The 26,622-nt window shown below is 60.6% G+C and carries 26 protein-coding genes, 1 tRNA gene and 1 pseudogene; 10 read left to right on the top strand and 18 right to left on the bottom strand.

The genetic code is table 11. From position 1 onward, the window contains the following. A partial coding sequence (locus GKC28_RS23110; RefSeq protein WP_174148868.1) for a hypothetical protein occupies nucleotides 1–232 on the top strand: 232 nt, incomplete at its 5' end. Nucleotides 233–251: 19 nt separating this feature from the next. After that, nucleotides 252–1,121 (top strand): annotated as a pseudogene (locus tag GKC28_RS23105) (mechanosensitive ion channel family protein); the annotation flags it as partial. Between the two features lie 39 nt (nucleotides 1,122–1,160). Here GKC28_RS23105 and GKC28_RS23100 read toward each other — a convergent pair. The 9 genes from GKC28_RS23100 to rocF form a co-directional block, all read right to left on the bottom strand. Then, nucleotides 1,161–2,144, bottom strand: a complete 984-nt coding sequence (locus GKC28_RS23100; RefSeq protein WP_254604370.1) for an AI-2E family transporter — start codon at nucleotides 2,142–2,144, stop codon at nucleotides 1,161–1,163. Nucleotides 2,145–2,197: 53 nt separating this feature from the next. Beyond that, entirely contained in the window at nucleotides 2,198–2,959 is a 762-nt protein-coding gene (locus GKC28_RS23095) for a hypothetical protein (protein WP_174149328.1), read from the bottom strand. Continuing rightward, nucleotides 2,946–3,347, bottom strand: a complete 402-nt coding sequence (locus GKC28_RS23090) for a phage holin family protein (RefSeq protein ID WP_174149327.1) — start codon at nucleotides 3,345–3,347, stop codon at nucleotides 2,946–2,948. Before GKC28_RS23090 ends, GKC28_RS23095 begins: the two co-directional genes overlap by 14 nt. Next, nucleotides 3,334–3,786 carry a hypothetical protein gene (locus tag GKC28_RS23085; protein WP_174149326.1) on the bottom strand — a complete coding sequence of 151 codons (453 nt, stop codon included), beginning with the start codon at nucleotides 3,784–3,786 and terminating at the stop codon, nucleotides 3,334–3,336. The genes GKC28_RS23090 and GKC28_RS23085 overlap by 14 nt, the downstream gene beginning before the upstream one ends. 123 nt (nucleotides 3,787–3,909) lie before the next feature. Next, nucleotides 3,910–4,095 (bottom strand): PLDc N-terminal domain-containing protein, encoded by a 186-nt coding sequence (locus tag GKC28_RS23080; RefSeq protein WP_174149325.1) that lies wholly within the window; start codon nucleotides 4,093–4,095, stop codon nucleotides 3,910–3,912. A 176-nt stretch (nucleotides 4,096–4,271) separates the two neighbouring features. Further along, complete coding sequence (locus tag GKC28_RS23075) at nucleotides 4,272–4,550, bottom strand: hypothetical protein (protein WP_174149324.1); 279 nt, start codon at nucleotides 4,548–4,550, stop codon at nucleotides 4,272–4,274. Between the two features lie 303 nt (nucleotides 4,551–4,853). After that, nucleotides 4,854–5,900: an ornithine cyclodeaminase gene (locus GKC28_RS23070; RefSeq protein WP_174149323.1), complete on the bottom strand. Its 1,047-nt coding sequence runs from the start codon at nucleotides 5,898–5,900 to the stop codon at nucleotides 4,854–4,856. After that, nucleotides 5,897–6,826 (bottom strand): citrulline utilization hydrolase CtlX, encoded by a 930-nt coding sequence (gene ctlX / locus GKC28_RS23065; protein ID WP_174149322.1) that lies wholly within the window; start codon nucleotides 6,824–6,826, stop codon nucleotides 5,897–5,899. Before ctlX ends, GKC28_RS23070 begins: the two co-directional genes overlap by 4 nt. Next, nucleotides 6,823–7,749, bottom strand: a complete 927-nt coding sequence (rocF, locus tag GKC28_RS23060) for an arginase (protein ID WP_174149321.1) — start codon at nucleotides 7,747–7,749, stop codon at nucleotides 6,823–6,825. Before rocF ends, ctlX begins: the two co-directional genes overlap by 4 nt. A gap of 112 nt (nucleotides 7,750–7,861) precedes the next feature. Between rocF and GKC28_RS23055 the strand changes: the two genes are divergently transcribed. Then, complete coding sequence (locus tag GKC28_RS23055; protein ID WP_065267363.1) at nucleotides 7,862–8,287, top strand: Lrp/AsnC family transcriptional regulator; 426 nt, start codon at nucleotides 7,862–7,864, stop codon at nucleotides 8,285–8,287. 62 nt (nucleotides 8,288–8,349) lie between these two features. Here the strand turns inward: GKC28_RS23055 and GKC28_RS23050 are convergent, their stop codons facing one another. Beyond that, nucleotides 8,350–8,817, bottom strand: coding sequence for a disulfide bond formation protein B (locus GKC28_RS23050; protein ID WP_174149320.1), 468 nt, complete (start codon nucleotides 8,815–8,817; stop codon nucleotides 8,350–8,352). A gap of 2 nt (nucleotides 8,818–8,819) precedes the next feature. After that, complete coding sequence (locus tag GKC28_RS23045) at nucleotides 8,820–9,398, bottom strand: YqaA family protein (RefSeq protein WP_174149319.1); 579 nt, start codon at nucleotides 9,396–9,398, stop codon at nucleotides 8,820–8,822. A 164-nt stretch (nucleotides 9,399–9,562) separates the two neighbouring features. On the opposite strand from GKC28_RS23045, the gene GKC28_RS23040 reads away from it, so the two are divergent. Continuing rightward, nucleotides 9,563–9,648: transfer RNA gene (locus GKC28_RS23040), tRNA-Leu, on the top strand. Between the two features lie 54 nt (nucleotides 9,649–9,702). On the opposite strand, the gene GKC28_RS23035 is transcribed toward GKC28_RS23040, so the two are convergent. The 3 genes from GKC28_RS23035 to mtnA are packed head-to-tail and all read right to left on the bottom strand — an operon-like array spanning nucleotide 9,703 to nucleotide 12,566. Next, nucleotides 9,703–10,749, bottom strand: a complete 1,047-nt coding sequence (locus tag GKC28_RS23035) for a dipeptidase (protein WP_174149318.1) — start codon at nucleotides 10,747–10,749, stop codon at nucleotides 9,703–9,705. Between the two features lie 28 nt (nucleotides 10,750–10,777). Next, nucleotides 10,778–11,443 carry a class II aldolase/adducin family protein gene (locus GKC28_RS23030; RefSeq protein ID WP_174149317.1) on the bottom strand — a complete coding sequence of 222 codons (666 nt, stop codon included), beginning with the start codon at nucleotides 11,441–11,443 and terminating at the stop codon, nucleotides 10,778–10,780. A 16-nt stretch (nucleotides 11,444–11,459) separates the two neighbouring features. Beyond that, the gene (gene mtnA / locus GKC28_RS23025) at nucleotides 11,460–12,566 is read right to left on the bottom strand and encodes an S-methyl-5-thioribose-1-phosphate isomerase (protein ID WP_174149316.1); all 1,107 of its coding nucleotides are present in this window, start codon (nucleotides 12,564–12,566) and stop codon (nucleotides 11,460–11,462) included. Nucleotides 12,567–12,842: 276 nt separating this feature from the next. Between mtnA and GKC28_RS23020 the strand changes: the two genes are divergently transcribed. Further along, nucleotides 12,843–13,994, top strand: a complete 1,152-nt coding sequence (locus tag GKC28_RS23020; RefSeq protein ID WP_174149315.1) for an efflux RND transporter periplasmic adaptor subunit — start codon at nucleotides 12,843–12,845, stop codon at nucleotides 13,992–13,994. Between the two features lie 3 nt (nucleotides 13,995–13,997). Next, entirely contained in the window at nucleotides 13,998–17,123 is a 3,126-nt protein-coding gene (locus GKC28_RS23015; protein WP_174149314.1) for an efflux RND transporter permease subunit, read from the top strand. A 67-nt stretch (nucleotides 17,124–17,190) separates the two neighbouring features. Here GKC28_RS23015 and GKC28_RS23010 read toward each other — a convergent pair whose 3' ends face one another. Then, entirely contained in the window at nucleotides 17,191–17,406 is a 216-nt protein-coding gene (locus GKC28_RS23010; protein ID WP_174149313.1) for a hypothetical protein, read from the bottom strand. A gap of 504 nt (nucleotides 17,407–17,910) precedes the next feature. Here GKC28_RS23010 and GKC28_RS23005 point away from each other — a divergent pair. From GKC28_RS23005 to GKC28_RS22995, 3 genes are all read left to right on the top strand, one after another. Next, nucleotides 17,911–18,876 (top strand): TAXI family TRAP transporter solute-binding subunit, encoded by a 966-nt coding sequence (locus tag GKC28_RS23005; RefSeq protein WP_174149312.1) that lies wholly within the window; start codon nucleotides 17,911–17,913, stop codon nucleotides 18,874–18,876. Between the two features lie 113 nt (nucleotides 18,877–18,989). After that, nucleotides 18,990–21,599: a TRAP transporter permease gene (locus GKC28_RS23000; RefSeq protein WP_174149311.1), complete on the top strand. Its 2,610-nt coding sequence runs from the start codon at nucleotides 18,990–18,992 to the stop codon at nucleotides 21,597–21,599. Then, on the top strand, nucleotides 21,596–22,027 hold the full coding sequence (locus GKC28_RS22995; RefSeq protein ID WP_174149310.1) for a universal stress protein: 432 nt from the start codon (nucleotides 21,596–21,598) through the stop codon (nucleotides 22,025–22,027). The genes GKC28_RS23000 and GKC28_RS22995 overlap by 4 nt, the downstream gene beginning before the upstream one ends. Before the next feature lie 27 nt (nucleotides 22,028–22,054). On the opposite strand, the gene GKC28_RS22990 is transcribed toward GKC28_RS22995, so the two are convergent. Genes GKC28_RS22990 through GKC28_RS22980 form a run of 3 tightly spaced genes read right to left on the bottom strand, consistent with a single transcriptional unit; the run spans nucleotide 22,055 to nucleotide 26,164 of the window. Beyond that, a complete protein-coding gene (locus GKC28_RS22990; protein ID WP_174149309.1) occupies nucleotides 22,055–23,104 on the bottom strand; it encodes a lipocalin-like domain-containing protein in 1,050 nt (349 codons plus the stop codon). Then, nucleotides 23,094–25,511, bottom strand: coding sequence for an FtsX-like permease family protein (locus tag GKC28_RS22985; RefSeq protein ID WP_174149308.1), 2,418 nt, complete (start codon nucleotides 25,509–25,511; stop codon nucleotides 23,094–23,096). Before GKC28_RS22985 ends, GKC28_RS22990 begins: the two co-directional genes overlap by 11 nt. Further along, complete coding sequence (locus GKC28_RS22980; protein WP_174149307.1) at nucleotides 25,508–26,164, bottom strand: ABC transporter ATP-binding protein; 657 nt, start codon at nucleotides 26,162–26,164, stop codon at nucleotides 25,508–25,510. Before GKC28_RS22980 ends, GKC28_RS22985 begins: the two co-directional genes overlap by 4 nt. A 269-nt stretch (nucleotides 26,165–26,433) precedes the next feature. Here GKC28_RS22980 and GKC28_RS22975 point away from each other — a divergent pair. After that, nucleotides 26,434–26,622 (top strand): transposase (locus tag GKC28_RS22975; protein ID WP_174148107.1); only part of this gene is annotated, 189 nt, incomplete at its 3' end.

Here is a 26,622-nt window from a genome sequence, read left to right as displayed (position 1 = left end):
ACTTCTCGAAGCCATCGTGAGCAACGACGACAACCTGTCCTACGGCAGCATCGTCAGCGTTCAGATCGGGCAAGACAAATACATCACGACGCTGACCGACGATGGCATCTGCGAACTGAAGGACATGCTCGCGGACGCCCGGCGTTCGCCGGAGCGCTGGAACGACTTCTTACAAGACTCCGTCGACGATCCCGACATCATCGCACGCGTCAAGGACCAGCCCCCGCGGTAGAAATCGGGTGCTTACGACCCGGCTTGCCCCCAACGCCTTTATTGCTGATGTCTACCGGGCCGTCGCACGCATCCTGTTCATCCTCACGGGGCTGGTGCTGGCGCTGGACATCCTGAATGCAACTGCGTTGATCGGCGCTGTCCTGGGCGCCGCTGGTGTCGTAGGTCTGGCACTTGGCTTTGCGGTGCGCGATACAGTGGAGAACTTCATCGCCTCCATCCTGCTCAGCCTGCGGCAGCCGTTCCGGCCCAACGATTTTGTCGACATCCAGGGCGATCAGGGAACGGTCGCCCGTCTGACCTCGCGTGCGACCATCCTGATCTCGCCCGAGGGCAACCATATCCGAATTCCGAATGCGACCGTGTTCAAGGGCCGTATCGTGAATTTCACCCGTGATCCCCGGCGCCGTTTTGGCTTTAATCTGGGCGTCGACGCGGATGCGGATCTGGCTGCGGCGCTGGCCACGGCCGTATCCGCGCTGGAGGCGCAGCCGTTTGTGCTGAAGGAGCCGGAAGTCGGTGCCTGGATCAGCGAGGTAGGGGATTCCAACGTGGTCCTGACCTTCACCGGCTGGGTGGATCAAACAAAGGTGGATTTCGCCAAGGCGCGTGGCGAAGCGATCCGGGCCGCCAAGCTGGCGCTGGAAGCAGCGGGCTTCGGTCTGCCTGAGCCGATCTACCGGGTGCGCCTTGATGGCGCGCAGGCGGCAGTGCCGTCTTCGAATGAGTCCGCTGACGCAAAACGTCCAGCCAAAAACGAACCAGCCGATCTGCCAGAGGCCGCGGATCCCGCGAGGTCAGAACCGGCCGTGGCAGAGGCTGCGGAACGGGAACGCAAGGGGCTCGATGGCGGCGAAAACCTGCTGGATGATCAGCAGCAGGTGGAGTGACGGCAGAGACCGAAAACTGCGCGGGACGCGAACGTGGTTTTACATGACTTCGCGCAGCGGATCCTCTTCCGTGCAGCCTTTCGACTCTGGCCGCGGTTCCAGCAGAACGCCAAGCCAAAGAAGAAGCGGCAATGTCACGAAGGCGCCGACCGGTCCCCACAGCCATAAGCCAAAGACAATCGCCATGAAAATCAGCAGGGGATTGATCGCCATGCGCTGGCCCACGACCAGGGGCGTTACAATGTTGGCCTCTGCCAGGTTGATCAGCAAGAACGCAGCCGGCGGCAGTACAGCATAGACGCCATGGAACTGGAGCATCCCGGCAATGGCCAGGCTCACAGTTATCAGCAGCGGGCCCAAGTACAGCACGTAGTTCAGCAGCCCCGCCGCCAGGCCCCACAGAAGGGCATATTCAACACCAAGCGCCATCATTGCGGCTGCCGTAACAGCGCCCAGGCCGGTGTTCACCAGTGTGATCGCTGCAAAGTAACGTGCGACAACGGTATCTGCGTGCTTCAGCCTGGTCTTCAGCGGCCCCGTCAGGCGGTAGAGATCGTTGCGGGTCAGCGTGAAGAAGAACAGAGTGCCCACGAAGATGAAAACCTGGGAAACAAAACTTGGTGCCAGCCACAGGGCATCGCCGACCGAGGGGATCGCAGTTTGCGGTTCCACCGCTTCGGCGCCCACGCTTTCTTCGATCTCCTGGCTGATTGTTTCGATGCCCCGCAGCAGCGAAGAGGCACGGTCGATCAGGCCGGCCATAACCGACTTTATACGGGGCAGTTCGTCTATCAGCACGTTGATCAGCGGTTCGATCAGAAGAAGGATGATAGCAACAAACAGTGTGCACAGCAGAAGCAGCGTCAGGGCGATCGCCAGCCGCGGCACACCGGCGCGCGCCAGCTTGTCGGCCAGCGGAGACACCACGACACCCAGCACAAGAGCAAAGCTCATCGGGGCAAGGATTTGCTGTGCCAGTTGCAAGGCAGCAGTGATGCTGATGACCGTCAGGATCATCAGCATCACACGGACTCCCCGGCCGCTAAGGGCAGTTTTCAGAAATCCGGGCATGGCCGTTAGCGGGCAGCGGTTCGGGGCGGCAGCTCACTGTCTTCTGAATCAAGTTTGGAGCTGGCCTTGTGATACAGTTTTTCCATCTCTTCCCGCAGGGCTGCTTCTGCCTTGGCGGCCAGCGCATCCCGGTGAGAACCAAGCAGTTCGTCTTCGCGGCGTGTCGGCGGCAGGAGCGCACCGATCAGCGCGCCCAGGCCAAGTGCAATGGCACCTGCGGCCAGCGGGTTCCGATCGTAAAAGGTCCGGCCCTGAGCCGCGGCGCGGGCGGCCTGTGCTTCAACCTTTTCCTGAGCGTGCAATGCGGCGGTGCGGGCCTTGAACACACGTTTGCGGGCGGCTTCGGGCAGAGCATCCAATCCTGCATTCAAGGTCTCACGCATCTTGCTGCTGCGGAAATTCTCGTCGCTCATCCCTGACATCTCCTGTTTCATGGCGGCATCCGCTGCGGCAACACGGTCATCAAAGCCCTCGAATGCAGCTTCGGGCGGAACCGCGGCGGGCCCGGTCGCCGGTGCTTTCGGGCGGCTGCCGGTGCCTGTGAACATTAGTGCAAGTCCTGCGCCGGTGAGCAGCAGCGCTGCCGGATTGCGTTTGGCGGCAGACATTGCCTCGCGGCCCAGCTGGCCGCCATATCCGTGGGCCGTTGCTGTTAGCTGTTCTGTGACATGGCGCGGCGACAAGGCGCCGGACAGCCCGGACAGAGAAACTGCCAAGCGGCGTCTGTTTTCTTCGGCCCGCTGTTCGAGCCTGTCAGTTCCGGTCATGAGTGGCCTCCTTGATGCTGGCGACGTCCAGTTGGACGCTGCGGATGGTGCGCGAGGGCAGTAGCGCCTCTCCGTTCAGACGCCCTTTGGCCGCAGCGAGAAGGCCTGCGGCGCCTGCCAGCAACGCGCCACCAACAAGCAAAGCAGCAAGTTCCGCTGTCAAACCAACGGACGCGATCCAGGTAACCAGCGCAGTTGCGAGCACTTGCAGGCCAGCCAGAGCCAGTATCGCTGCGGCAGCCAGGCAAGTAAGGCCCGTTCCGGCGCTGGCCGCCTTCTCCCTTAGTTCACTCTTGGCCAGTTCAGCTTCGCTGCGCAGCAACGCTGCAAAATGACGGAGTGTTTCAAACAACAGCTGCGGCGACTCACGCAAATCACGATACGCCATTACCGCCTCCTTCATGTGCCGGAGCGGGATTGCGGACGGCACCGGTTGACGCTTCAGGATCGGGGTCGTGTGCCTTCAGAAACCTGGTTGCAGCAAAGCCGGCCAACGCAGCCGCGCTCAAGAACAAGAGCGGGTTGCGGCGGGCGAAGGCGCTGACATCCTCAACAGTTTGTTCGATGTCGAGCGTCCGGACGCGGTGGGCTGCATCCTCCAAATGACCGGCAACCATGCTTGCAGCCTGGGCCTGCACCGAGCCGGGGGAGAATGCACTGGCGGCGGCATCGGCTGCATCCGCCGTCGCCTCTACCTCCTGTGCGGCTTGAGACTGGGCGGCGTCCGTTGCTTCACGGAGTTTTCCTGCCACCGCGGCCTTGGCCTTGCGGCCCAAACCAGCCGCCTGACTGCGCGCCTGTTGTTCCAAATCGGAAGTGTTGGTCATTTGAAAGCCTCTCGGGTATCCGTGCGCTGAATTGCCGCGCGTTCCGCAGGTTAAGCCTGCGCAAGGATCGTTCGCGGCCTGACATTGTTTGAGCCAGGCCAGCGGGTGGTGCCATTGCGTTGATCAGATATGGGCGGCAGAAGATTTCGGACCGGCAATCAGCCAGATAATGAAGCCCACGACCGGCAGCAGAAGGATCAGCAGAACCCAGAGAATTTTTGCCACGGTAGAGGTGCTGGACGAGACAATTTTGATGATTGCATAGATGTCTGCTGCAAGCACAAGCAGACCAATAAGTCCATATTCCATGATGTTCTCCCTCAAGAAATTGCTTCTGAAGGGTAAACGCCGGGAGGAGGGTTAAGGTTCCCGGCTGCAAGTTGTTTCGGCTTGAAAGGAGCGTGATCAGCTGGGTGCGGGAAACTAGAAAGAAAAAGCTGCGCGATCTGCGCAGCTTTCTGTAACAGGATGGAATGGTTTGCAGATCAGTACCTTCTGCGCAGCGCCAGACCAAGCAGCACGCCAGCCCCAAGCGCACCGGCCACGGCCAGGCTTGGGTTCTTCTTGATGAAGTCCTGCGACTGGCTTGTCAGACGTTCGATTTCGCTCTTGCCATAGCTGATACCGGCTTGCAGGCTTTCTTGTGCCTGCTCAACAGCCTCTTGGGCCTGCTCTTTAGCACGGTCAGCCAGCCGCTTGCCCGAGAGCTCTTCAGATGCGGAGTCGGCGTTGGCAAACTGCTTTGTTGCGGCTGTCTTTGTCATACTTACTTTCCTTTGCATCTGGTTCCCGTTGCAGCGCATCAATCAGCGCCTTGTGCAGGGTCAACGGATATGCAGGCAAAAAGGTTCCGCAGCTAGTGGATGCTAAAGATCCCAGTCAAAGAAAAAGCCCCCGCCGGAAGAGGGCGGGGGCGAGTTGTCGGACAATTTGGGGACGTGTCCAGTAGCAGCGGCAGACTGCCTACCTGAGCAAGACGCGCGAGGCGCAGATTGGTTCCCCAATGAATGCACTTTTTCATCACTAATTCTGGGCTTGCCGCGTTAACGGCAAACGCAGGAACAGGATCAGGCCTTTGCGCGCTGCAGCATGCCGAACAGATCGCGCGGGTCGTCCGGGTCTGCGAGCATGTCGAGATCGATGAAGTAGTCGGTGCCCCTGATACGGTCGCGGATGTAACGTAGTGCCGAGAAATCCTCGATCGCGAAGCCGACGCTGTCGAACAGGGTGATCTGGCGGTCGCCGGTGCGGCCCTGCTTCTTGCCAGCGATGACTTCCCACAGCTCGGTCACGGCAAAGTCCTCCGGCATCTGCTGGATTTCGCCTTCGATCCGGGTTTGCGGCGGGTATTCGACAAAGACGTCGGAGCGGCTGAGAATGCCTGCGGCCAGTTCTGTTTTGCCGGGGCAGTCGCCGCCGATCGCGTTGATATGGACGCCGCTGCCGACCATGTTGTCGGTCAGGATGGTGGCATACTGCTTGTCCGCGGTGCAGGTGGTGAGAATCTGCGCGCCTTCAATAGCTTCTTCCGGTGTCCTACAGCTGACAACCTCAATCCCCAAGCCTTGGAGGTTGCGGGCGCATTTCTCTGTGGCAGCGGAATCTTTGTCATAAAGACGCACGGATTTCAGGCCGATGATCGCCTTCATCGCCAGGGTCTGGAACTCCGACTGGGCGCCGTTGCCGATCATTGCCATGGTGGTGGCACCTTTTGGTGCCAGATACTTGGCAGCCATTGCAGAGGTTGCGGCTGTTCGAAGGGCGGTCAGCATGGTCATCTCTGTCAGAAGCACCGGGTAGCCGGTATAGACATCCGCCAGCAGGCCGAAAGCGGTGACGGTCTGCAGCCCTTCGGAGGTGTTCTTGGGGTGGCCGTTCACATACTTGAAGCCATAGGCTTCGCCATCCGAGGTCGGCATCAGTTCGATTACACCCACATCGGAGTGGCTGGCGACGCGCGGGGTCTTGTCGAACAGTTCCCAGCGCTTGAAGTCATCTTCCACATATTCTGCCAGATCACGCATCATCTGCTCGATGCCGACGTGATGAATGAGGCGCATCATGTTGTCGACGCTGACAAAAGGCACCAGGGCCTTTTCTGAGGGCTGTGTCATGCGGTTTTCCTTTCACGGGGGCTGAGGTGGATGCCTGCCAGCATGCAGCGCACCGACCCGCCTGCAGTTTCGATGGTGGGAATGGTCAGGGGCAGCGGCTCGGCGCTTTGCTCAATGATCGAAATCTGGTCTGGTCGCAGCGCCTGCAGAGCTTTGGCAGATAGTGCCAGAAGGCGTCTGCGGCCTGTTAACTCCAGAGCGTTGCCAGCAAAATTGACGATCTGAGCCGGCGTCAGGTCAATGACCCGGCGGCCTGTCTCCTCCAGCCGTGCCGCAACCTCAGCACGGCGGACGGGATCAACGATCATATCCAGGCAAATCAGCGCGTATTCTGTGCCGATGCCCATAAGGACATTGGTATGATATACGTCGCGGTCGGCATTATCTTTGGCTTCGAACACCATGGGTTCAAAGTTGAAATGGGTGCAGAAGCGTTCCAGCAACACCGGGTCGGCGCGGTTGGATTTCACCGTGTAGGCAATCCGCCCGATATGGTCGAGCACCATCGCGCCGGTGCCTTCCAGCGACAGGCCGTCCTGTTCCAGGCCGGAGTAGTCGATCACGTCCTGCACGCGGTAGTCGCGTTTCAGAAGTTCGATCACGTCCCAGCGGCGTTCCTTGCGGCGGTTCTCTGCGTACATCGGGTACACCGCAACATGGCCGCCTGCATGGGTGGAGAACCAGTTATTCGGGAAAACGCTGTCCGGCGTTTCATTGGTGGTGTCGTCAAAGACATGCACAGTGACACCGGCGCCGCGCAGGGATTCCACCGCGCCGTCGAACTCCGCCAGCGCCTGCGCGGCGGTGGTCTCCGCCGAGGTATTAGCAAGCGTCTGGAAGGCGTTATCACCCTTTGTTTCCGGGTTCGAGCAAAAGTGGTGCGGGCGCACCATCACCACTGCAGTGGGAGCTTGCAGGCTGCTCATTGGTAGCTCCGGGTCGGGCGGTCGAAGACGCGGCGGCCAAGAGCAGAGGCGCAGAGGTCCACCATCAGATGCGCGGTGCGGCCGCGCTCGTCCAGGAAGGGGTTCAGTTCCACGAGGTCCAGCGAGGTCATCAGACCGGAATCATGCAGGATCTCGCAGACAAGATGCGCCTCCCGCACGGTAGCGCCGCCGGGCACTGTGGTGCCGACAGCCGGGGCCACGGACGGGTCCAGGAAATCGACGTCCAGCGAGACATGCAGCATGCCGTTGGCCTTTGCGACCAGCTCCAGGAACTGGTTCAGCGGACCGGCGATTCCGTTCTCATCAATGTGGCGCATGTCGTGGGTGCGGATGCTGCTGCCTTCCAGCGCGAGCCGCTCCTGCGTATCGACAGAGCGAAGGCCGATCATGCAGACGTTTTCTTGCGGCACCGGGTTTGTCACCTCAGGAAAGCCTTCGAAGCCGTTGCGCCCAGTGAAGTATCCAACCGGTGTGCCGTGCAGGTTGCCGCTGTCCGTCGTCTGCGGTGTGTGGAAGTCGGTATGCGCGTCAAGCCAGAGGACGAACAGCGGCCGGCCCGCCTTGGCGGCATGATTGGCGGCTCCAGCTACGGAACCCAGTGACAGCGAGTGATCGCCGCCGAGGAAGACCGGCATGCCGCGCTCCAGCGCATTTTCGGCGGCCTGCGCCAGGCGCGAGGTCCAGCCGATGGTCTCGTTGCGGGCAAAAACCAGCCCTTCGTTGTTGTCTTCTGCGTGGGTGTCTGGCGCCAGGTTGCCGAGGTCCTCAACGGTGTGGCCCAGGCTCTGCAGGGCTTCGGTGATGCCGGCGGTGCGGTAGGCGTCGGGGCCCATCAGGCAGCCCGCCCTGCGTTTGCCGCTGTCTACCGGGGCGCCAATCAGAATGCAGTGTTGTGAGGTCACTGTTTTGATCTCCCAAATTCTCAGGTTTAATACTAGAAACTTCCGAAACGTGATGGAATCCAGCAATCATTTTGCCCATAATGATGGGCAAATGATCATAACGGAGTGGGGTATGGACAAAACGGATGAGCGGCTGGTGTCAGCCCTGCGGCACAACGCGCGGGCGTCGCTATCGGACCTGGCGCTGGAGCTGAACCTGTCGCGGACCACCGTGCGGGCGAGGATCGAGCGGCTGCAGGCCCGGGGGGACATCCTGGGTTTCACCGTCGTGCTGAAAGAGGATGTCCTGCGCGATCCGGTCCGCGGGCTGATGATGATCGGGATCGAAGGCCGCGGCACCAGCCGGATTACCAGACAGCTGCAGGGGTTGCCGGAAGTCAGGGCAATACACACCACCAACGGACGCTGGGATCTGATTGTCGAACTGGGCACCGAGACGCTGGAAACCCTGGATGCCGCCCTCGCCAAGATCCGGACCTTTGAAGGCGTCGTGAGCAGCGAAACCAATCTGCTGCTGGCGACCAAGAAGGATACCTGACTAAGATTGGCTTTTGCAATGCAGCCAATCTCTTGGAGGCCGCATTGCAGTTTTCTGGAAGATTAACCCTGCTTGCAGATGTGGTTGGCTGCAGCAATCCACAGCAGCGCGAGGCCAAAGGAGGCGATGGCGTTCCAGCTTGCCATGGAGAGCGACAGCATTTCCCAGGGGACCTCGTCGCAGCGCACCAGCGGCGCGGCCATGATCTGTTCCATCAACTGATCAGGGGACAGCCCGCCAATGGGGCCGGAGGTGCAGGTGGAGGGGCCTTCCCACCAGCCGCGCTCAACCCCGGTGTGGTAGGCGCCAACCCCGGCGGTAGCCAGCGCAGCAAGCGCACCCAGATAGGGCAGAACCGCGCCAGGGATGACCAGAGCTAGGACGCCGATTCCTGCTGCGGCAGCATGAGGATAGCGCTGCCAGTAGCAGAGTTTGCAGGGCGCCATTTCACCGATGTACTGGAACCCCAGCGCACCCAGCAGAAGTGCAGCGGATCCTGCGGCAGCCAATGCGATCAGAAGTCTGTGCATATTCAGATAAACCTCACCATCAGGAAACCGCCGAACAGGATCACCATGAAGGCGGTGAATACCATCCCCAGGCGGCGTTCAATGAAGTCGCGGACCGGGGCGCCGAATTGCCACAGTAGGCCCGCCACGATGAAAAAACGTAATGCCCGCGCGAGGATAGACGTGGCAATGAAGGTGCCGAGCGGCATCCCGGTCCAGCCCGACATAATGGTGATCACCTTGTAGGGGAATGGCGTGATGCCTGCGCCCAGCACTGCCCAGAAGCCAAAGTCGTTGAAGCGGGTGTTGAATTCCGCCATGGCATTGCCCTTGCCCATGGCCTCCAGCACCGGCTGGCCGATGCTTTCATAAAAGAAGGCGCCGATGGCATATCCCAGAACACCGCCGGCCACAGAGGCGATCAGCGCCACCAGCGCGACCAGCCAGGCGCGCGACGGGCGGGCCAGGATCATCGGGATCATCAGAACATCAGGCGGGATCGGGAAAACTGAGCTTTCGACAAAGGCCACAACGGCCAGGCACCACAGCGCCTTGGGGTGATCGGCCAGGGCCATCGTCCGGTCATATAGCGGTTTCAGCATTCTGCGCCCTGCGTCCTCAACGGCGTTTGCCAAGGGAGGTGGCATGCGCGCGGCGCTCCGTCAACCTTCGCAGCCAGTGATTTTGCCACGCGGCGCATTTTCGGCGGCGAAGTTCCGTTTTGTCTCTGGACCTTGGCCGATTGCTTGGCTAGGAACAGATTGCGGCCCAAGTGGCGGAATGGTAGACGCAGGGGATTCAAAATCCCCCGATGGCAACATCGTGAGAGTTCGAGTCTCTCCTTGGGCACCACCGCATTCCTTTAAAATCAGATGCTTGCGATGGAAACGTGGGGCGGCCGCGGCGTTACGCCCAAGTCTGCTCCAATATCCGCAGCCAGTTGCCGTGGCAAAGTTTTGCCATCAGCCTGCTGTCAAATCCATGTGCCTTCATTGCCTCACACAGCACCGGCAGTCCTGCGGCATCTGTGATTTCATCCGGTATGATTGCGCCGTCAAAATCCGAACCCAGCCCAACCCTGTCCTCGCCAAGCTCTGTGATCAGATAGTCGAGATGTTCAATCATCCGGGCAACCGGCGTGTCCGCGTCCATCCGGCCGTCTTCACGCAGAAAAGCGACGGCGAAGTTCAGCCCCACCAGACCATCGCTGTCGCGGATGGCGTGCAGTTGGCGGTCTGTCAGGTTCCGGCTGTGCGGGCACAGGGTGTGGGTATTGGAGTGGGTCGCGACCAGCGGCTTGCTGCTGTAGCGGGCAACATCCCAGAATCCGGCTTCATTCAGATGAGAGAGGTCGATCAGAACCTTAAGTTCATTGCATTTTTTAACCAGGCGAACCCCATCGGCTGTCAAGCCGGGGCCGGTGCCCGGGCTGGAGGGAAAGCGGAACGGAACACCGTGGCCAAAGATCGTGGGGCGGCTCCAGACCGGGCCGAGCGAGCGCAGGCCCGCGGCGTGCAGCACCTCCAGCGTATGGAAGTCCGGGTCGATAGCCTCGGCGCCTTCCATATGCATGACGGCGGCCATAACACCGCTCTGCATGGCTTCACGAATGCTGGCCGCGGTGCGGCAGATCTTGAGCGCGCCTAGTCTCTCCAGCCGGATCAGGATGGCGGCCTGGGCAAGGGCGATCTGTGCCGCCCGCGGCCAGTCCACGGCGGGCGGCAAGGGGAGATCGTAGCTGTCTGCCATCATTTCTTCTATGAAGGAGGCATCGCAATCGTCAGGAACGAAAATGGCGAAGATCCCGCCGGCAAAACCGCCTGACCGGGCCTTGGACAGGTCGATGTGATGGCCGCCAGAGCTCATGAAGCCGCGCTCATCCAACGTTACTTTGCCTGACTGAATCTGCAGTAGCAGGTCGTTGTGGCCATCAAAGATCAGCGGGTGTTCCATTCCGGCTCCGTTGTGCATCAGCGCAGGATCAGCGGCTGTCCTTCAATCCATAGTCTGCGAAGGCAGCGATGGCTTCCGCCATTTCGTCGTCCGTCAGGATATGCGGCTGTCCGATGGTCAGGCTCGCCGTGTAACCCTTTGCAAGTGTTTCCAGTTCCACCATGCGCCAAAGCGCACGGGGCAGGCTTTCTCCCGTTGTCACCGCGCCATGGTTGGCCATCAGGCAGGCGCCGCGGTCCTGCAAAGCGCCAACGACATTTTCCGAGAGTTTTTGGCTGCCGAACAGCGCGTAGTCGGCCACTGGCACATCGCTGCCGCCAAAGGCCGCGACCATGTAGTGGCAGGCCGGGATCACCTGCCGGTTCATTGCCAGCGCGCTGCAATAGACCGGATGGGCGTGGACCACCGCGTTTACCCCGGGCTTGGCCTGCAAGATCGCCTGATGAAAAGGCCATTCTGTCGAGGGCTTCAGCTGTCCCTCTGGCTCGGGGCTGCCGTCCAGCGGCATCCGGACAAGATCTTCAGGCGCCAATTTTTCATAGGGCACGCCGGACGGGGTGATCACCATGTGATCTCCTGCCCGCACGGAAATATTGCCGGAGGTGCCCTGATTAATGCCCAGGGCGTTCATTTCCAGGCAGGCGTCAATCACCGCCTGCCGGACTTCGCCACAGTCGTGATACGGCGGTTTCATTGGGCGGCCTCCGGCATCAGGCGGACTTCGCCGCGGCCATTTCCGGGAATAGGCGGGCCAAGCCCTCTTCACTTGCTTCGCAGACGGCGCGTTCGGTGATCAGCCCGGTCACTAGGCGGTTCGGCGTCACATCAAAGGCCGGGTTGCCGCCCGGCGTGCCGTCGGGCGTCACCTGGAGAACGCCGACTGCCCCGTCTTCGGTCTTGCCTTGAATATGGGTGATCTCTCGTTCGCTGCGTTCTTCGATCGGGATCTCGGCGACGCCGTCGGAGACCGTCCAATCAATGGTCGGCGAGGGCAGGGCGACGTAGAAGGGCACCCCGTTGTCCTTGGCGGCAAGCGCCTTCAGATAGGTGCCGATCTTGTTGCAGACATCGCCGCGGCGGGTGGTGCGGTCGGTTCCGGTGATGACCAGATCGACCTGCCCGTTCTGTATCAGATGGCCGCCGGCGTTGTCGGTGATGTAGCTGTGGCTGATGCCGTGGCTGCCCAGCTCCCAGGCGGTCAGCGCGCCCTGGTTGCGGGGGCGGGTTTCGTCGACCCAGACGTGTATCGGGATGCCCGCGTCATGCGCCTGGTACATCGGGCTGGTGGCGGTGCCCCAGTCAACGGTCGCCAGCCAGCCGGCGTTGCAGTGGGTCAGCAGCCGGACCGGCTCACCAGCGGGCTTGCCCGCTGCGATCTGCCGGATCAATTCCAGACCGTGCATGCCGATGCGCCGGTTGATTTCAACATCCTCGTCGGCGATTTCGTGAGCCAGCTGCAGGGCCGCGGCGGCGCGCTCGCCTTCCGCCAGTACGCGCAGATGGGCACGGCAGCGGTCCAGCGCCCAGCGCAGGTTGATCGCGGTCGGGCGGGTTGCGTTGAGGAAGCTCCAGGCCTGGTCCATGGCCGACTCGGACGGATCCAGCCGCATCGCCAGCGCCATGCCATAGGCGGCAGTCGCGCCGATCAGGGGCGCACCGCGCACCCGCATCTCGACGATGGCATCAGCAAAGTCCTGCAGCGTGTCCAATTGCTGAATGCGGAATTCATGCGGCAGCCAGCGCTGGTCGATAATCTGCAGCGCATCTTTGCCGTGATTCCACCAGAGAGACCGGTAATGGGTGCCGTTTACTTGCATCGGAGAATCTCCTTGTTTCGCGGTGCTGCCGTGCGGGCTGCCATGTCCGGAAGATTACTCTCCGGTTTCTCTGAATTGTGCAGAACGCGCAAGGTTTCGTTGCGGAAAGCTGTTGGAAACTTTGGCTTTATGGCGGCGGAAGCGGGCGGGATTTGCGTGTGCAGCTTGCAGATATGCGCTGGGAAGGTATTCAATAGAGCAAAGATTTGGATGCGGGACAGCGGGCCGGGTGATCGGCTGCACACAATATTTCTGTTTAAGTTGAAAGGCTCAAGAATGACGTGTTTCTGGAACAGGGGCCTGAACGGCCGGACCGGGCTGGCAGTTATTGCAGCTGTTAGCCTGTCTGCTGCGGGCCCAGCATTGGCGCAGCAGCAGGCGGCTGCACCCAAGGTGGCCGTCTCCGAGGCGGTGATCAAACCGATAAAGGACACCGCAACCTTCATCGGCCGGGGCGAGGCAATCGACAAGGCCGACATCATGGCCCGGGTCAGCGGCTACCTGGAGGAAGTGCTGGTCCAGGACGGTGCAGAAGTTGAGAAGGGGGATATTCTGTTCCGGATCGAGCGCAGCGCTTATGAAGCGGTGCTGGAAAGCCGCCGGGCGGAACTGGCGCAGGCGGAAGCCAGCCTGGAACTGGCATCGCTGGAACTGGTGCGCAAGCAGGAACTGTTCGAGCGGGGGTCTGTGCCGGAAACGGACCGCGACACTGCCCGTGCCAATGAACTGGTCGCGGAGGCGCAGGTGCGGGCTGCCCGGGCCGCCATCCAGCAGGCAGAACTGGATCTGAGCTACACTGAGATTCACGCGCCATTTTCAGGCCGCGTCGGGCGTGTTGAAGTCAGTATCGGCGATGTGGTCAGCCCCAACGGCTCCGCGCTGGTCAATATTGTGCGCGAGGCACCGGTTTACGTATCCTTCTCGCTGAATGAAAAGCAGTTTGTCGAGATCCTGCAACAACTGGAAGCCGAAGGCATCGACCGCTCCAACACCGAAACTGCGCCAGAGGTCTTCGTTGTCCTGCCCAATGGGGCCGAGCTGGAGGAAAAGGGCAGGATCGCCTTTGCCGGCAACCGGGTGGACCCCGCTACTGGCGCTGTCACCGTGCGGGCGAAGTTCCAGAATGACGACCGGCTGATCCTGGATGGTGCGTTTCTGACAGTGGGCTTGCAATCACAAGAAGCTGTTGATCGCGTTGTTATCAGCCAGGCCGCAATTCAGCGCGATCAGCAAGGGCCGTTTGTTCTGGTGGTGGACGAGAACAACCAGGTACAGCAGCGCTACATTGCGACGGGCGAAGTGCAGGGCACGGGGATCATCGTGCTGGACGGGCTGATCAAGGGTGAAACCGTGGTTGTCGAAGGGCTCCAAAAGATCCGTCCCGGTGTCGAGGTGGAGCCGGTCATGGCTGCTCAGGCTGGAGAATAACCGATGTTTTCCTCCACATTCATTTCAAGGCCGAAATTCGCGATCGTCATTTCTCTGGTGCTGACGGTCATGGGGGTGATCGGCTATTTTGCACTGCCGGTCGCGCAGTTCCCGGAAATCACGCCGCCGGTGGTGAATGTCACCGCCACCTATACCGGGGCCAATGCGGAAACCGTTGAAAAGAGCGTCGCTGCGCCGATTGAAGCACAAGTCAACGGGGTGGACGGGATGCTCTACATGTCCTCCACCTCCGCTGACAACGGAAGCTACTCGCTGGCGGTGACGTTCGAGGTCGGAACCGATCCGGATATCGCCTCCGTCAACGTGCAGAACCGGGTGGCGCAGGCAACGGCGGCTCTTCCTGCCGAGGTCAACGCGAATGGCGTTGTGACCCAGAAAAGCTCCTCAAACATGCTGCTGGTGACAGCGCTGACTTCGCCCAATGGATCCTATGACAGCGTCTTCCTGTCAAACTATGCGGCCATCAACATTAAGGATGCACTGGCACGTGTCGCCGGCGTCGGCAAGGCGGATATCCTGACCAACTTTGAATATGCCATGCGGGTCTGGCTGGAGCCGAACAAGATGGCGGGTTTGGGGATTTCACCCGGCGACGTGATCAATGCGGTGCAGGAGCAGAATATAGAAGTGTCGGCAGGACAGGTGGGCGCACCGCCGGTGCCGGGTGATCAGGTGTTTCAGTACACAATCAAATCCAAGGGCCGCCTGACCGAGGTCAGCGAGTTCGAGGATATTGTGATCCGCACCGGTGAAGGCGGCAGCACGGTGCGCCTGAGGGATATTGCCAAGGTGGAACTGGGGGCTTCCAACTACAGTTCTTCCGGCTATTTCGATGGCGTTCCGGCCACTATTCTTGCGGTCTATCAGGCACCGGGCGCAAATGCGCTTGCCGTGTCCGAAGCTGTTCTTGCGGAAATGGATCGCCTCTCGCAGTCCTTCCCCGAGGATGTCTCTTACTCCGTGCCGTTCAACACCACGGATTTTGTCGAACAGTCGCTGAATGACGTGATCACCACCCTGATGATGACCTTTGTGCTGGTGATCTCGGTGGTGTTCATTTTCCTGGGGTCGTTCCGCGCCACCATCATTCCGGCCGTGGCGATTCCGGTCTCGCTGATCGGCACATTTGCCTTCCTGCTGGCGCTTGGCATGTCGCTCAACACCATCTCGCTGTTCGCGCTTGTTCTGGCCATCGGCATCGTGGTGGATGACGCCATCGTCGTGGTGGAAAACGTCGAGCGCATCATCGCGGAGGAGGGGCTGTCACCGTCTGAGGCCACCCGCAAGGCAATGGGGCAGATCACCGGCCCGGTGATTGCCACCACGCTGGTGCTGCTGGCGGTGTTCGTGCCGGTTACCTTCATGCCGGGGATCACCGGAAGGCTCTATTCGCAGTTTGCGGTGACCATCTCCGTCGCTGTGGTGATCTCCTCGGTCAACGCGCTGACACTGTCGCCTGCGCTGTGCGCCATCGTGCTCAAGGCCCGTTCCGGCCCGCGCAAAGGGCTGCTGGCGATGTTCGAAAACATGATCGGCGGGGTGCGCAGCGGCTACCTCAGCATCGTGACCCGTCTGCTGCGGCTTCCGGTAATTGGGCTTGCTATAATTGCTGCCGTGGCCTTTGGCACCGGAACGGTTTTCAGCACTACGTCCAAGGGCTTCCTGCCGCTGGAGGACAACGGCTATCTGTTTGTCGACGTTCAGCTGCCCGACGCTGCGGCACTGGGGCGGACCGAGACGGTGACAAGCCGGATCGACGAGCAGATCCGCCAGATCCCGGGTGTGCAGGGAACCGTGCTGGTCAATGGGTTCAGCCTGCTGAACGGCGCCAGCGCCAACGGTGCGATGATCATTGCCAACTTGACCCCCTGGGATGAGCGGCAGGACGAGGCGTTGCAGCCGGACGCGATCCTTGGCCAGATCTATGGCATCGCCAACAGCGAGGCTGCGGCCAGCATCGTTGCCTTCAACCCGCCGCCGATTTCCGGCCTTGGCATGTCGGCCGGTGTGGAAATGGCGGTGCAGCAGACCGCAGGCGGCACGCCGCAGGACCTGGCGCAGTCGGTCGGCTCACTGGTCTATTCCGCCAACCAGCGGCCGGAGATTGCACAGTCCTACACCACCTTCCGGGCCAACGTGCCCCAGGTGTTTGTTGATCTGGACCGGGAAAAGGCCAAGACGCTGAATGTTCCGATTGCCGAGGTGTTCCAAACCATGCAGGCGCATCTAGGGTCCTACTATGTCAACGACTTCAACCTGTTCGGACGCGTCTACAAAGTGATGCTGCAGGCGGAGGGTTCCTACCGCGACAAGATCGAGGATATCGGCGGCCTGTACGTGCGGGCGCAGTCCGGGGAGATGGTGCCGCTGTCGACCCTGATCGACGTTGAGAACGTGCTGGGGCCGGTGCTGCTGAAGCGGCACAATATCTTCCGCTCGGCGACCGTCACTGCTGTTCCGGCACCCGGCCTGTCCACGGGCGACGCGATCCGCGTGATGCAGGAAGAAGCCGCGACGGCGCTGCCGCCGGGATACGCCTTTGAATGGACCGGCACCGCGCAGCAGCAGCTGGACTCGGCCGGGCTGGTGACCGTGATCCTGGCGATGGCGGTGCTGTTCGGTTACCTCTTCCTGGTCGGGCAATACGAAAGCTGGACCATGCCGGTTGCGATCCTGTTGTCGGTGATTGTTGCCCTGTTCGGTGCGGTTGCTGCTGTGGCGCTGGCAGGTAATGACATCAATCTCTACACGCAGATCGGGATGATCATGCTGATCGGCCTGGCATCTAAGAACGCCATTCTGATCGTCGAATTCGCAATGGAGCAGCGGGCCGCTGGCCTCAGCATCCGCGAAGCCGCACAGGAAGCGGCCAAACAGCGCTTCAGGGCGGTGATGATGACCGCGCTGTCCTTCCTTTTGGGGGTGGTGCCGCTGATGGTCGCATCCGGCGCAGGGGCGGCCAGCCAGCGTGCCATCGGTATCGCTGTCTTTGGCGGAATGCTGGCGGCGACGGTCGTCGGCGTCATCGTGGTGCCGGTGCTCTATGCAATGATGCAGGGCTTGCGTGAGCGGATCAAAGGACATCCGGAGCCTAGCCCGGCTGAGTAAGGCAAATATCCCCGGCAGGTTTAATTCTGCCGGGGAACTGTTCTAGGCTTGAAACGGCCGGAAGGCCTCAAGCGGCTTGCCGCGCCCGCAGGCCTCGTTCGTGGGCTTCAGCTAGGATCAGGTCCCACTTTCGAGGCGTGCAGCGGAATTCCGGCTCCACATCACAGGTCAGCGGCGCGCTGATTTCTTTCGGAATCCGGCGGGCCTGGGCGGAGACACATCGCTCCAAGGCCCAAAAATCCGTCAAAGACGGATTGTTGATAATTACTTGGCTCAGCAGCATTGCTGCAGGCTCCCTGTCAATTGCTGGTAACGGCCACAGCTTTTTGAATCGTGGCTCAAGTTTTTATGTGACGCTTGATAGCGTCGTTGCGGCAGTTTGTCACCGGTTCATTTTCCCGGCGGGGAAGGAACGCAGAAATTTCCTGCGGAGCGGGAAAAGCGCCAAGAGCGAAATGGAAGAGGGGCTGCAGGAGAAGCGCACGCAAGCGGATTTTCCTTGCAAGAAAAAACATTGCGCTACTTCAGAAGGGAGGGGCCGGTCTTCTGCGGGGAAAATTCCCTAAGTGACGTCAATACCGGGAAAAACAGGCACAAAGTGGGTGCGGCAATAAATAGCACCCTTGACTTGAAGGATGGGCAGTGGAACCCTTCTGCGCGTGCAAAATAATCGGCACGCAGCTTGCCCAGCGGGCCGGAACTTACGGCAGTGGGACGACTGCAGAACTGTGTTTCCGGCGTTCATGGACAAGCTGCAAATCATAAGACAAGTGGGAGAGACTTGATCATGAAACACACCAAGCTGGCTATCGGTGCATTGGTGGCGGCGTCCTTTTCGGCGCCCGCAGCATTTGCTCAGGAATACATCACCATCGGCACCGGCGGCGTGACCGGCGTTTATTATCCGACCGGCGGCGCCATCTGCCGTCTGGTGAACAAGGGCCGCAAGGAGCACGGGTTCAAGTGCGCCGTCGAATCCACCGGCGGTTCGGTCTACAACATCAACACCATCCGCGAAGGCGAGTTGCAGTTCGGCGTGGCCCAGTCCGACTGGCAGTACCACGCCTACAACGGCTCTTCCAAGTTTGAGGAAGCAGGTGCCTTCGAAGGCCTGCGCGCCGTGTTCTCGGTCCACCCGGAACCTTTCACCGTTGTGGCCCGCGCAGATGCTGGTATTTCCACTTTTGACGATCTCAAAGGCAAGCGCGTCAACATCGGCAACCCGGGCTCCGGCCAGCGCGGCACCATGGAAGTGTTGATGGAAGCCAAGGGCTGGGGCATGGAAGATTTCGCACTGGCGACCGAGCTGAAGGCGGCAGAACAGTCCGCAGCGCTGTGCGACAACCAGATCGACGCGATGATCTATACCGTTGGCCACCCGTCGGGCTCCATTCAGGAAGCCACCACCGCCTGCGACTCGGTGCTAGTGACCGTGGACGGTGAAGCGGTTGAGAAACTGGTTGCCGATAATTCCTTCTACCGCACAGCGACCATCCCGGGCGGCATGTACCGCGGGTCCGACAACGACACCAACACCTTTGGTGTGGGCGCGACCTTCGTCACCTCAGCTGACGTTTCTGAGGATGCGGTCTATGCAGTGGTCAGCTCTGTCTTCGAGAACTTTGAAGCCTTCCAGAAGCTGCACCCGGCGTTTGCCAACCTGAAACCAGAAGAGATGATCGCGGACGGCCTGTCGGCACCGCTGCATCCGGGCGCAGAGAAGTATTACAAAGAAAAAGGCTGGATCGAATAATCGCCAGACAATAGGAACGGGGCGCATCAGGCGCCCCGTTTTCGCCTGAGGCCAAAGGCCCGGGCATGACTATTCCGGCCCCGGAGAAACGGCGGCCGCAGGGGAGATTATCCATGACATCCGATGCTCAGGGAAGTCGGCCGCTTAGCGAAGAAGAGCTTCAGGAACTGGTCGCGTCCTCCGACGCCGGCGCCCGCAACCCGGTGGGAAGCGTGGGGCTGTTCCTTGCGATCGTCGCCGTAATCTGGTCCGTGTTCCAAGTCATCCTGGCCTCGCCGGTGGCCAACCTGCTGCTGCCTGGCAGCGTGGTGAACAACTCGCGCCAAATCCATTTGGCCTTTGCCATTTTCCTGGCCTACGCGGCCTATCCCGCGTTAAAGTCCAGCCCGCGGAATTACATTCCGGTGCAGGATTGGATTTTCGCATTGGCTGGCACCGCAATTGCGATGTACGGCTATATTTTCTATCAGAAAATCGTCGATTCCGGCGGCCTTGCCGACGACATGGACAAGTGGTTTGCCCTCACTGGCCTAATCCTGCTGTTCGAAGCTGCCCGCCGCGCGCTTGGCCCGGCGATGGCGATCATCGCGACGATTTTCCTTCTCTACGTGTTCTTCGGCTCTTCCGAGTACGTTCCAGAAGTCATCCGCTGGAAGGGCGCCAGTCTGAAAAAGGCGATGAGCCATATGTGGATCACGTCTGAGGGCGTGTTCGGCATTGCCTTGGGTGTCTCCACCAAATTCGTCTTTCTCTTCGTGTTGTTCGGTGCCCTGCTCGATAAGGCAGGCGCCGGCAATTACTTCATCAAGATGGCCTTTGGCGCCCTCGGCCACCTGCGCGGCGGCCCGGCCAAGGCGGCGGTAGTCGGCTCTGCCGCAACCGGCCTGATTTCCGGGTCCTCCATCGCGAACGTGGTCACCACCGGCACATTCACCATCCCGCTGATGAAACGCGTCGGTTTCACCTCCGAACAGGCGGGCTCGGTTGAGGTCGCATCTTCTGTGAATGGCCAGATCATGCCGCCGGTGATGGGTGCAGCCGCCTTCCTTATGGTGGAGTACGTGGGCATTTCCTACGTCGAGGTGATCACCCATGCCTTCCTGCCGGCTGCAATTTCCTACATCGCGCTGGTCTATATCGTGCATCTGGAGGCCGTGAAGCGGAACATGCCTACGCTAGGCAACCGCGTGGTGTCCATGGGTCGCACCATCGGCGGCATGGCTCTGTTCTTCGCAGGCTTCGCGGCGCTCTGCTATGGCGTCCAGTATCCGGTGAAATGGATTGTTGCTGCGATGCCCGATGCGTCCGGTCTGACCTTGTCGGCGCTGGTTGTGGCCGCATACATCGCCCTGTTGTGGCTGGCCGCTGGTGTCGATGATCTTGTGCCGGATGACCCCAACGCGAAGGAGGTTGAACTGCCAGTGGTCGCCGAGATTTACAAGGCGGGCCTGCATTACCTGCTGCCGATCATTGTGCTGGTCTATTTCCTGATGATCGAACAGAAATCGCCGGGCCTCTCGGCCTTCTGGGCAACGGCGCTTCTGTTCGTGATCCTGCTGACCCAGAAGCCGTTAAAAGCAATCTTCCGCGGCGAGAGCAATATGGCAAACGCTTTTGTCGAAGGGGTGCGCGACCTGTGGAACGGCCTGATCGACGGCGCCCGCAATATGATCGGCATCGCGCTTGCCACGGCCACCGCAGGCGTAATCGTGGGCACGGTGACACTGACCGGTGTTGGGCAAGTGATGTCCGAACTGGTCGAGTTTGTCTCGGGCGGCAACCTGATCCTGATGCTGGTGATGGTTGGTATTCTATCGCTGGTTCTAGGTATGGGGCTTCCGACCACCGCCAACTACATCGTGGTTAGCTCGCTGATGGCCGGTGTGGTGGTGGAACTGGGTGCGCAGTCAGGGCTCATCGTGCCGCTGATTGCCGTGCACCTTTTTGTGTTCTACTTCGGAATCATGGCCGATGTGACGCCGCCCGTGGGCCTGGCCAGCTTTGCCGCGGCGGCGGTGTCCGGAGGGGATGCGATCCGAACCGGCTTTACCGCCTTCTTCTACAGCTTGCGGACCGTGGCGCTGCCGTTTGTGTTCATCTTCAACACCGATCTTCTGTTGATCGATGTGAACTGGGTGCAGGGAATTCTAGTGGCCATATCAGCCACCATTGCGATCCTTGTCTTCACCGCCGGTACCATGGGGTATTTCGTAAGCCGCAGCCGCATCTATGAAAGCGTCCTGCTGGTCTTTGCAGCCTTTGCGCTGTTTAGGCCGGATTTCTTCATGGACCGGGTGATGCCGCCCTTTGCCCAGGTTCCGCCGGCCCAGCTGGCGCAGGCGCTGGACCAGGCGGAACCGGGGTCAGAGCTGCGGATCACTGTGGAAGGGCCCGACTTCGACACGTCTGAGATCAAAAGCACGACGATGATCATGACAGCGGACGGATCGGACGGGCAAGCGGCGGTGGAGGCCTACGGCCTGCTGCTGCTGGAGGAAGATGGTGCGGTGAAGCTGGAAGAGCCGATGTTCGGAACTCCGGCTGCACCGAACCTGGAAAGCTTCGATTTCTACGCTGATGCACCGGTGCAGATCGTGGCTATTCAGGCACCCGCCAGTCAGCTTCCGAAGGAGTTGATTTTCTTGCCGGCTCTTCTGCTGGTGGCGCTGATCGCTCTGATGCAGCGCGGCCGCGCGCGTAAAGAAGAAGGAGTAACAGTATGAGTAAACCCGTTCTTTGCGCTCTGGAACTGAACGATCAGGACTTGGACGAGAAGGTCCTGTTCCAGGCTGCCCGGCTGGCTGAACTGGACGGGGCCCAGTTGGATGTTGTCAATGTCCTGCCCGATTTCGGCGAGAGCTGGGTGTCCGGATTCTTTGAGGAACATCACCACGAAAAGGCAGTCAAGGATACCACTCAACGGCTGACTGAACTTTGCGAAAGCGTTCTCGGCGAGGATCGCAATGCCAAGGTCCGCCACTTGGTGGCCACCGGTACCGCTTATCAGGAGATCCTGAAAGTTGCGGAAACCGCCGGCAGCGGGCTGATCGTGATCGGCGCGCATAAGCCGGATCTGAAGGATTACCTGCTGGGTCCAAACGCGGCCCGGGTGATCCGCCACTCAGACTGTTCGGTCTTCGTGGTCCGCTGAAGTTAATAAGGGCGCCTTCGGGCCCCCTTATTCATAGCCGGTCATCTCAAGGTATCCCCTGCCGCTGTGGCTGCCTGTAACCATGACAGGACCTTCCCAATAGGAAAATGAGGTTCCCATCCAGCTTTGCGGGTTAAGCGCTTGCAGCTCAACGGTAACCCCCCTGGCAGGCAGGCTTGCTTGCCAGCGCGTGGGAATTCTGCGTCCCTCTACATCGCTGTTCTCCAGAGGTTCCGCTTGGAAGGATCCCGGTTCCAGCGGCTCTGCGGTGCCGTCAGCGGATATCCAGGTGCCGGAGGTGAAATCGCCGCTTTCCCCGCGCAGAACGAACCCCATCAGCTTCTCGCCGTTGTCAAAGCTGAGCGAGAACCAGTCCCAGCCGCTTTGATCCTCTGCCAGCGGCTGGCTTGACCATTCCCGGTCCAGCCACCCATGGCCGGTGACATCAACCGGACCGTCCGGCAGCGATAGGGTTCCAGAGACCTGATAGTGCGGCTGGGAGTAATAGTGGCTCGCTTGCCCGCTGGCGGACTTGACCGAATACCCCGCGTTACCGTGCAGCACCAGCGGGCCATCAGCGATCAGGTCCAAGTCATAGGAAAACTCCAATCCAGTTGCGGAAAGTGAAATCTTTTCAAGCGACTCAGAGGTGGAGCGCATGTGCCAATCATCAATCCATGCCTCGAAAGGTGCTCCGCGGACACCAGCCTGTCCGACGCCGCCGCGGGCGATCCGCTCGGCAAACAGGTGCTCCTCACGGCCGGTCACCGCCGCGTGCGCCATCCAGATTTGCGGGCTTCGCCAGCCTTCCTCCTCCCCAGGGGCCAAGGCCGACCGGAACAGCGTCCATTGTATGCCGTAATCCGCGCCAACTGGGCTTGCAAGATTGGCAGTCAAGTACCACCACTCAATACGGAAATCAGGGTGAGGGCCGTGGTCCGCGGGGAAGGACAGCTGCGTGCCCGGTTGCGGTATGGCAAACCCTTCCGCGTCCGTACCCAGCCCGGCATAGCCTTGCGGCTGCGCCGCGGTCGCCCAGATGGCGCTTGCGGCAAATAGAATAGTCTTAGCGTTCATTGGCAAACACCTTAAGCAGTTCTGCCGGGTCAATCCGGCTGAGCCGCCATGCCGGCAGGGCAGCGGCAACCACTGCCGCTAGAAGTGCCAGTACAAACAACCTCAGCCAGTCGAGCGGAAACAGATACATGGGCAGCTTCCAGCCAAAGGCCGCCACATTGATCACAGAAAGCAGCGTCCAAGCCAGAACCAGCCCCAGCGGCAGCGCCAGAACCGCTGTGACTGCGGCCAGCAGAAGACTGCGCAGAACCTCCGCGGCGGCCAATTGGCGGCGGGTCACGCCCATCGCCCAAACCGGTGCCAGCTGCGGAAGGCGCTGGTTCCACAGCGTCAGCAGGCTGGTCAGCAGGGCAAAACCTGCAACACCGAGCGTCAGCAAATTCAGCGCCGCGGTAATGACAAAGGTTCTGTCAAAAACCGCCAGTGAACGCGCCTTGACAGTTGCTTGGTCCAGGATGTTTTCCCGTGGGATATCAAACTCCTGCCTGAGTGAATTAATCAAGGCAGAGATTTCCTGCGGAGTAGCGCGTAAGCCGAAATTGCGGTTTGGGAGACCATTTACGCGTTTTTCCAGCACCTGCAATGAAACCATTACCTGGCCATTCGGGTTTCCGTAATCCGAGTAAATCCCGGCAATGGGCAGGCGCCATCCCGGCTCAAGTTCCAGGACGCTGCCGGGTGCCAGCTTGTGCCGGCGTGCAAGCTGCTCGTTTATCAGCACGGCCTCACCGCTTGCAGTTCGGTCCCAGACATCCGGCAGTGCGTCCAGCAAAGGCCAATTGGAACGGTAGGCTGCATCATCCCTAATCCCGTAAACGCGTAGTGGCGCGCCTTTGAACCGAGTGTCGTGATAGCGGCGGGGCAAGGCTGTGACGCTTTGGGTCTCCAGCCATTGCGCCAGTTCAGTTCCTTGTGCATCGCTGGTGGTGGTAACGTAGACCTCAGCAAAAAGCCGCTGATCCAGCCAGCCCGTAAAGGTCAGGCGGAAACTGGACACCATAGTGCCAACGCCAATGTTTGCTGCGAGGGCCAGCATCAATGCCATCAATGCCAGGGACATGCCCGGAAGCTGTGCCCGTGTATCTGCCCACAACCACTCTGAAAAAGAGCCCTTTGCCGTCTGTGAACCCAGCCTTAGGACCGCAGAAATTAGCAGCGGCAGCACCAGCGCAGCACCCAGCATGAGGGCTCCAAGAAATGCAAAACCTGCGACGAGGCCTTGAAAATTCATTGCGAAAATCAAACCCGCTGAGATGATTGCAGAACCGCAAATTGCCCCAGCCAGATGTGAACGGCTGGCTTGCTGGCCTCGGGCGCGGGTTGCAGGGGCCGCCAGCAGCGGCATGCGCCAAAGCAAAAAGAGAGACTGCGCACCGGCGAGAAAGGTGCCGCCCAGCGTCATTGCCAGCCCTGAAAACACCCACCCCGGCCGTAGCGAGAGGCTGCCTTCCACGGATGCGCCATACAGCCCGGCCAGGGTTGCATTGACGCCGGGCAGCAATGCCGCCGCCACCAAGTAACCGCCCGCAAGCCCGGCTATGCCCGCAACAAGGGCAATGGCGGCCAGCTCAACGGAAAACAGGCCGGATAGCAGCCGCATAGGCACCCCAAGGCTGCGTAAGGTCCGGATCATCCCGCGCCGCTGTTCCAGGCTCAGCGCGATGGTTCCCTGAACGATGAAGAGGCCGACAGCAAAGGACAACAGGCCAAAGGCGGTAAGGTTCAGATGGAAACTATCCGTCAGACGCGCAGTGTCCGAGGCAGCGGCGCGGGCAGGGATGAGTGTCAGGTCAGGTGCAAGCTCGGCTAGCGGAACCAGTCCAGGAGTTTGTTCGGGCAGAACCAACAGGTAACTCAGACTGTCTGGCTGCCGGAGCAATTGGCTGGCAAGACTGAGATCCGCCATCCCAATGCCCCTCGGCAATGCTGCCAAACGGGTTACCGGATGGACTTGTTGCGCTTCTGACAAAAGCGCGGCGGTCTCCGGGTGGGCAAAAATCCGCCCCGGCGGCCGCAGCGCCTCCAGTGGAGTCGCGGACTCTGCTTCCGAGGCTTTGGCGAGCACCGGAGCCTTTGGGTGCTGGAGCAGGTCAACTCCCATAATATCAAAGCTTTGCCGGTCGAACCTGACAACACCCTCCAGCACCGGAGCGAGTCTCCAGCCGGAGCGCCGCAAATCGCCGTAGCGGGCAATGGGGATGGATCCTGCCTCCGGAACAAGCCGGGCAAGCCCTGCTGTGCCAAGCTGTTCCGCCGCGCGGGCGTAGCTCGCACGCGCCTCTGCGTTGATCGCCTGAACCGCCGACCACAAACCCGCTGCGAGCGCCAGCCCGGCGATCAGGGTTGCCAGCTGCAGAGGGTGGCGCCGCCAATGCGACAGGATGGCCAGAAGCGCAGCGCCTGTCATACGGCCGTGCCATGCCGCAGATGCAGCCGCTGGTCCAGCATCCGGGCAATTGTCGCAGAATGGGTAACCAGAAACAGTGCTGTGCCGCTTTCCTGGACCAGTTCCAGCATCAGGTCCATCACCGCGGTGCTGGCTGTTTCATCCAGGTTACCGGTCGGTTCATCCGCCAGCAACAACTTAGGCCGCACGGCTAACGCGCGGGCGATTGCCACACGCTGCTGCTGCCCGCCGGAAAGTTGTTCCGGATAACGCTGCAGCAGACCGGTCAGGCCCAGGCGGTCAGTCAGGTGCTTTACCCAGACTTCATTCCATCTGCCGCCAAGGCGGGCATGTAAGGCAATGTTCTTGCTGATGTTAAGTGAGGGGATCAGATTAAATTGCTGGAAGACAAGAGAAACATCCCGGCGGCGCAATGCCGCTCTCTGGCTGTCGCCTAGCCCGGAAAGGCGCGTTCCGCCAATCTCGATTTCGCCGCTGTCAAAATGATCCAGTGCACCGGCCAGATGCAGCAATGTGCTTTTACCGGAGCCGCTTTCTCCGGTCAGGGCCAGGCTGCTGCCCGCCGCCAGATCCAAGGATACCCCGCGAAGCACGGCGGTTTCCGCCGCTTGGCCCGGATAGCGCTTGGTCACATTGCGGATTGTCAGAACCATATGCGTCTATCTCTGCGCCTTGGGCCTTCACATACTGACAAGATACTCAACACCCTTGTGCCAGAGATGTCCAGCAGAGAGACCGTGCCGTCTGGTCAGTGCGCTGTGAGGGAATGCTGCAATTGCGTCTTGCCTGCAGGATTTCTATGGTGCAGCCAAGGGTTGCCAATGCAAGTTCAGAACGGGAGGTTCGGCGTGACGCTGTGGAACGTAAGGCTCCGGCGGCGGCCGCCTGATCCCGGGATCGATCCGATGGTAAGTCCGGCCTTATGTCCGACTTCAATAACCGCCCTCAAATCGAAGTTCTTTCCGCTGCCGATGGTGATCGCCGCCGGTATTGGTCAGATGATGATAAACTGCGCATCGTGGAGGAGAGCTTTATCGGCCACCGACAAGCGGCTGCCACAGCGCGGCGGCATGGCATTTGCCGGTCGCTGCTGACCACCTGGCGGCGGCAG

This window comes from Leisingera sp. ANG59 (assembly GCF_013317235.1).
Lineage (GTDB): Bacteria > Pseudomonadota > Alphaproteobacteria > Rhodobacterales > Rhodobacteraceae > Leisingera.
This window is presented reverse-complemented; position numbering and strand designations above follow the sequence as displayed.

Coding starts and splice junctions, on each gene's coding strand:
- GKC28_RS23100 (WP_254604370.1), bottom strand. CDS start 2,144: ATGCTGATGATCCTGACGGTCATCAGCATCACTGCTGCCTTGCAACTG.
- GKC28_RS23095 (WP_174149328.1), bottom strand. CDS start 2,959: ATGACCGGAACTGACAGGCTCGAACAGCGGGCCGAAGAAAACAGACGC.
- GKC28_RS23090 (WP_174149327.1), bottom strand. CDS start 3,347: ATGGCGTATCGTGATTTGCGTGAGTCGCCGCAGCTGTTGTTTGAAACA.
- GKC28_RS23085 (WP_174149326.1), bottom strand. CDS start 3,786: ATGACCAACACTTCCGATTTGGAACAACAGGCGCGCAGTCAGGCGGCT.
- GKC28_RS23080 (WP_174149325.1), bottom strand. CDS start 4,095: ATGGAATATGGACTTATTGGTCTGCTTGTGCTTGCAGCAGACATCTAT.
- GKC28_RS23075 (WP_174149324.1), bottom strand. CDS start 4,550: ATGACAAAGACAGCCGCAACAAAGCAGTTTGCCAACGCCGACTCCGCA.
- GKC28_RS23070 (WP_174149323.1), bottom strand. CDS start 5,900: ATGACACAGCCCTCAGAAAAGGCCCTGGTGCCTTTTGTCAGCGTCGAC.
- ctlX (WP_174149322.1), bottom strand. CDS start 6,826: ATGAGCAGCCTGCAAGCTCCCACTGCAGTGGTGATGGTGCGCCCGCAC.
- GKC28_RS23055 (WP_065267363.1), top strand. CDS start 7,862: ATGGACAAAACGGATGAGCGGCTGGTGTCAGCCCTGCGGCACAACGCG.
- GKC28_RS23050 (WP_174149320.1), bottom strand. CDS start 8,817: ATGCACAGACTTCTGATCGCATTGGCTGCCGCAGGATCCGCTGCACTT.
- GKC28_RS23045 (WP_174149319.1), bottom strand. CDS start 9,398: ATGCTGAAACCGCTATATGACCGGACGATGGCCCTGGCCGATCACCCC.
- GKC28_RS23035 (WP_174149318.1), bottom strand. CDS start 10,749: ATGGAACACCCGCTGATCTTTGATGGCCACAACGACCTGCTACTGCAG.
- GKC28_RS23030 (WP_174149317.1), bottom strand. CDS start 11,443: ATGAAACCGCCGTATCACGACTGTGGCGAAGTCCGGCAGGCGGTGATT.
- mtnA (WP_174149316.1), bottom strand. CDS start 12,566: ATGCAAGTAAACGGCACCCATTACCGGTCTCTCTGGTGGAATCACGGC.
- GKC28_RS23020 (WP_174149315.1), top strand. CDS start 12,843: ATGACGTGTTTCTGGAACAGGGGCCTGAACGGCCGGACCGGGCTGGCA.
- GKC28_RS23015 (WP_174149314.1), top strand. CDS start 13,998: ATGTTTTCCTCCACATTCATTTCAAGGCCGAAATTCGCGATCGTCATT.
- GKC28_RS23010 (WP_174149313.1), bottom strand. CDS start 17,406: ATGCTGCTGAGCCAAGTAATTATCAACAATCCGTCTTTGACGGATTTT.
- GKC28_RS23005 (WP_174149312.1), top strand. CDS start 17,911: ATGAAACACACCAAGCTGGCTATCGGTGCATTGGTGGCGGCGTCCTTT.
- GKC28_RS23000 (WP_174149311.1), top strand. CDS start 18,990: ATGACATCCGATGCTCAGGGAAGTCGGCCGCTTAGCGAAGAAGAGCTT.
- GKC28_RS22995 (WP_174149310.1), top strand. CDS start 21,596: ATGAGTAAACCCGTTCTTTGCGCTCTGGAACTGAACGATCAGGACTTG.
- GKC28_RS22990 (WP_174149309.1), bottom strand. CDS start 23,104: ATGAACGCTAAGACTATTCTATTTGCCGCAAGCGCCATCTGGGCGACC.
- GKC28_RS22985 (WP_174149308.1), bottom strand. CDS start 25,511: ATGACAGGCGCTGCGCTTCTGGCCATCCTGTCGCATTGGCGGCGCCAC.
- GKC28_RS22980 (WP_174149307.1), bottom strand. CDS start 26,164: ATGGTTCTGACAATCCGCAATGTGACCAAGCGCTATCCGGGCCAAGCG.